The organism is Streptomyces sp. MnatMP-M17 (assembly GCF_900091995.1).
Classification (GTDB): Bacteria; Actinomycetota; Actinomycetes; order Streptomycetales; family Streptomycetaceae; genus Streptomyces.
On record NZ_FMDK01000324.1, the window covers coordinates 1 to 4,719 of the forward strand.

Below are 4,719 nucleotides of genomic sequence, written 5' to 3' on the forward strand. Positions count from 1 at the left end.
GCCCGCCGCCTGGATGGCGGCGGGCGCAAGAGCGGTCGGCAGCGGTCGGCTTATTACGGGTTACTACGGGACCGATGTGTTACGGGACTATGCGGAGGAGCTTGTTGGGCGAGCCGGTGCCCGGGTTGCCCACCACATTGGACGTGGCGCCGTTCACCAGGGCCGTGGCCACCTGGGCCGGAGTGGCCGTGGTGTGTCCGGCGAGGTAGACGGCCGCCGCTCCGGCCACATGCGGTGTGGCCATCGAGGTGCCGGAGATGGAGCTGCTCGCCGTGTCCGAGGTGTTCCAGGCACTGGTGATGGCGCTGCCCGGCGCGAACAGGTCGACGCGCGTACCGTAGTTGGAGTAGCTGGCGCGCGCGTCCGTGCTGGTGGTCGCGCCCACGGTGATGGCGTCGGCGACGCGGGCCGGCGAGTAGTTCTGGGCGTTGAGCCCGTTGTTGCCGGCGGCGACCGCGTAGGTCACACCGCTGTTGATGGAGTTCTGTACGGCGGTGTCCAGCGCGGCGTTGGCGCCACCGCCGAGGGACATGTTCGCGACCGAGGGACCCGAGTGGTTCTGGGTCACCCAGTCGATGCCCGCGATGACCCCGGCCGTGGTGCCGGAGCCCGCGTTGTTGAGCACGCGCACGCCCACGATCCTGGCCTTCTTGGCCACGCCGTAGACGTTGCCCGCGACATTGGCCGCCACGTGCGTGCCGTGGCCGTTGCCGTCCTGCGCGGTGTTGTCGCCGTCGACGGCGTCGTATCCGTACGAGGCCCGGCCGCCGAAGTCCTGGTGCGTGATACGGACTCCGGTGTCGATGACATAGACCGTGGTGCCCTGGCCGGCCGTGTCGGGGTAGGTGTACTGCTGGTTCAGCGGGAGCGCGGCCTGGTCGATCCGGTCCAGACCCCAGGACGGCGGGTTGGTCTGGGTGGCGAGCGCGTGCACCTCGCTGTCCTGGAAGACCTTGTCCACGGCCGGGTCGGCGGCCAGCTTCCGCGCCTGCTCGGGCGAGAGGTTCGCGGCGTAGCCGTTGAGGGCCGCCGTGTACGTGTGCTCGACCGTACCGCCGTACTCGGCCACGACGCTCCGGCCCGCGGCCGAGGCGGACTTGAGGCCGGCCGTCTCCTTCAGGGTGACGATGTAGCTGCCCTGTACCGCGTCCTTGGCGCCGGCGCCGATGACGGTGCCGACGGTGGGGGCCGCCTGGGCGGGGACGGAGACGGCGGCGAGAGCCGCGACCGCCGCGGTCGCGGTGAACGTAGCCGCGATCCGGGTCCTGGTGGTACGCATCCTTGCCATGTGAGGGGTCCTCCTCAACGTGGTGCGCGGGGGTGCGTGCGCAAATGTGGGGGACGCATACGGATGTATGCGCAAGGCGGTGCGGGTGATTCCGGCACCGCCTGTGCGAGAACGATCGCGGAGGGTGTGGGCCGCCGACAAGACGGTCTGAAGCCATGTCATCGACATGACATGGCCATGCAATGACTTGGCAATGACGCCACGTCAAGAACCGTGCCACTCGGGGGACCCGAACAAGGGACCCGAAAGGTCAGGCGCCTGTGGTGGAGCCCGGGCGGATGATCATGAGGACGGTCACGGTGGCCCAGAGGAGATTGAAGATCCCGGTGACCATGGCCAGTCGGGCGGTCGCCCGGCGTCCCGCCGGTTCGGCGGCGGTCGTCTCCTTGACCGCCCCGGTCGCCCCGGTCGCCTCGATTCCGGTCAACAGGGCTTCCTGGCGTGGCAGTACGAGCGCGCCGAGGGCGACGGCCGCGAGTGCGGTCAGGACGATCGAGACGATCAGCCAGGTGTCACCGAGTACGCCCATCGAGCTCGCGGTGGCGAATCCGAAGACGGGCACCGTGAGGCCGATGACGGCGTAGACACGGCAGATCCGGTGCAGCAGACGCACCCATGCCACCGCCTGCCGATCGCCCGGATCGGCCAGCGCCCGGCGGACGGCCGGCGGGAACATGCTGGCGGCCACGGTGACCGGTCCGATCGCGACGATCGCGGCCAGAACATGAACGGCGAGAAGGAATTTCGTCACAGGTGGGGTGCTTTCTCAGGCGTACGTCTAAGGGCGGGGCGGGGCGGGACGGGATACGGAGGGCTCCCGCGCGGGAAGCCGTGCCCGACGTTAGGCGTGGGCGCAGCGGTCCAGTAGTGGCTTGAGTGCCAGGATTCAACGGGTTCTCGCCAGGTGCCGTAAGCAGGATGAAATCGGACACGAGGTCGGCGCGGTACGGGCACAGCGCAGGCGCAGTACAGGGACATCACCGAGCCGCCCTCGCTTCCGCGCGCTTGGCCGTAATCCGTTCCTCGCATAGCCTCTCGCCATGCATACCGTGGCCGTACTCGCGCTTGAACAGGTCGTCTCCTTCGACCTCGCCACACCCATCGAGGTGTTCTCCCGCACGCGTCTGCCCGACGGCCGCGCCGCCTACCGCGTGCTGATCTGCGCCGCCACGGAAGAGGTCGACGCCGGTCCGTTCGTACTGCGCGCGCCGCACGGTCTCGACCGGCTGCGCGAGGCGGACACGATCATCGTCCCGGGCACGCTGGAGCACGCCGGGCCGGTCCCCGACGCCGTACTCGACGCGCTGCGCGAGGCCGCGGCGGACGGCACCCGTATCGCCTCCATCTGCGCCGGCGCCTTCGTACTCGCCGCCACCGGCCTCCTCGACGGGCTGCGCGCCACCACCCACTGGATCGCCGCCGCGCGTCTCGCGGCCCTCCATCCCGAGATCGCCGTCGATCCCGATGTGCTCTATGTCGACAACGGACAGTTCCTCACCTCGGCCGGAGCCGCCGCCGGACTCGATCTCTGTCTGCACATGGTCCGCAAGGACCACGGCTCCGCCGTGGCCGCCGACACGGCCAGGCTGTCGGTCATGCCGCTCGAACGTGAGGGCGGCCAGGCCCAGTTCATCGTCCACGCCCAGTCGCCCACACCGTCCGGATCCGCGATGGAGCCGCTTCTGAGATGGCTGGAGGAGAACGCGGACCAGGAGCTGACCTTGGAGGACATCGCCGCACGGGCCAGGATGAGCAGCCGTACGCTCAGCCGGCGCTTCCGTGAACAGACCGGCACCACGCCGCTGCGATGGCTCCACCGCGCCCGGATCCGCCGTGCCCAGTACCTTCTGGAAACCACCACCCACTCCGTCGACCGCATCGCGTCCCAGGCCGGATTCGGCTCACCCACGGCCTTCCGCGAACGCTTCAAGAGTGTCGTCGGCACCAGCCCGCACACTTATCGGCGCGCCTTCCGCGGCTCCGCGGGCTGAGCGCCGCCACTTGAGTCCTCGGAGCCCGGGTGGCGCCCGGGACCCGAGTGGCACGAAGGTTGAATCGTGCGATCAATATGCCATCCCCACATACCAGTTGCTGTGGCAGACTGCCCGAAAACAGTGGTGTTGCTCGGGGGTGGGACATGAGCGAACCGCGGTCTGCCCCGACGATCGGGCAGCTCGTCCTCAGTAGGCAGTTGTGTGCCCTGCGCGAGAAGGCGGGGCTGAGCAGGGAGCAGGCCGGCAAGCTGCTGCGGATCACCGCGGCCACCATCCGGCGGATGGAGACGGCCGAGGTCGGGCTCAAGATCCCGTATCTGCAGATCCTGCTGCCCGCGTACGGAGTGTGCGAGGCGGAGACCGGGATATTCCTGCGGCTGGCCGAGAAGGCGAACGAGCCGGGCTGGTGGCAGCGTTTCCATGACGTACTCCCGGAGTGGTTCAGCGGTTACGTGAGCCTCGAAGAGGCCGCCACGACCATGCGCGTCTACGAACCGCACTTCGTGCCGGGTCTGCTCCAGACCGAGGAGTACGCCCGCCAGGTGCTGACCACGGGCGCGCTGGGACGGACGGCCGACTCCGAACGGATAGAGCGCCATGTCTCCCTGCGCTGCCAGCGGCAGGCGCTGCTCACCCGCCCGGACGCGCCGGCCTACTGGGCCGTCCTGGACGAGACCGTCCTGCGCAGACCCGTCGGTTCCGCGGCGGTGATGCGGGCGCAGATCGACCGGCTGATAGAGGCGACCGAGCAGCCCAATGTGACCATCCAGATAGCCGAGTTGGACGCGGGACACCATCCCGGGACGTACAGCCCGTTCGTACTGTTCCGCTTCGACGTTCCCGAAGTGCCCGACATGGTCTATATCGAGTATCTGACGGGCGCGCTCTATCTGGACGAGGCGGGCGAGGTCGCCGAGCACATGGAGGCGATGGACCGGATGGTGGCCCACGCGGAGCCCGCGAGCCGCACCAAGGAGCTTCTCACCGTTCTCCGCAAGGAGTTCTGAGCCCGTTCCGAGCCAGTTCCGGCGCAGTTCCGACGTGGTCCTGCCTCAGTTCCGGCCGTACCCACGGCCGTCTCGCCGCCGGCAGCCTGATGTCCAGTGCGCGAGATCACGTTGACCTCGGGTGATGTTCCTGGGGAGGGTTGGCTGTGTGAGCCATGCACCCATATCCATCGGCCGGAACGCGCAGTGCGGGGAGTACTGACCGGATTCGCGGTCATCGCCGTGGTGATCGGCGTCGGCTATCTGATGGGACGGCGCGGACATCTCGGCGAGAACGGGCGTGAGGTGCTCACCAGGCTCGCCTTCCATGTGGCCACGCCCGCGCTGCTGTTCACCACGCTCGCACAGGCGGAACTGTCGGCGGTCCTCTCCAGCCGGCTGCTGGTCACCGCGCTCAGTACGGCCGTCGCGGCCGGGGCGTTCGTGGCGG

The 4,719-nt window shown here is 68.9% G+C and carries 5 protein-coding genes; 3 read left to right on the forward strand and 2 right to left on the reverse strand.

Translation table 11 applies throughout. From position 1 onward, the window contains the following. Positions 1–79: 79 nt before the first annotated feature. Positions 80–1,288, reverse strand: a complete 1,209-nt coding sequence (locus tag GA0115259_RS15025) for a S8 family peptidase (RefSeq protein ID WP_093596432.1) — start codon at positions 1,286–1,288, stop codon at positions 80–82. Between the two features lie 250 nt (positions 1,289–1,538). Beyond that, the gene (locus tag GA0115259_RS15030) at positions 1,539–2,039 is read right to left on the reverse strand and encodes a DUF2269 family protein (RefSeq protein ID WP_093596435.1); all 501 of its coding nucleotides are present in this window, start codon (positions 2,037–2,039) and stop codon (positions 1,539–1,541) included. A 289-nt stretch (positions 2,040–2,328) separates the two neighbouring features. Here GA0115259_RS15030 and GA0115259_RS15035 point away from each other — a divergent pair, with 289 nt between their 5' ends. The 3 genes from GA0115259_RS15035 to GA0115259_RS15045 all read left to right on the forward strand — a co-directional run. Next, on the forward strand, positions 2,329–3,279 hold the full coding sequence (locus tag GA0115259_RS15035; protein ID WP_093596438.1) for a GlxA family transcriptional regulator: 951 nt from the start codon (positions 2,329–2,331) through the stop codon (positions 3,277–3,279). 146 nt (positions 3,280–3,425) lie between these two features. Beyond that, complete coding sequence (locus GA0115259_RS15040; protein WP_093596441.1) at positions 3,426–4,289, forward strand: helix-turn-helix domain-containing protein; 864 nt, start codon at positions 3,426–3,428, stop codon at positions 4,287–4,289. Positions 4,290–4,475: 186 nt separating this feature from the next. Then, positions 4,476–4,719, forward strand: a 244-nt coding sequence (locus tag GA0115259_RS15045) for an AEC family transporter (RefSeq protein WP_176732556.1), incomplete at its 3' end; no start/stop codon positions are given.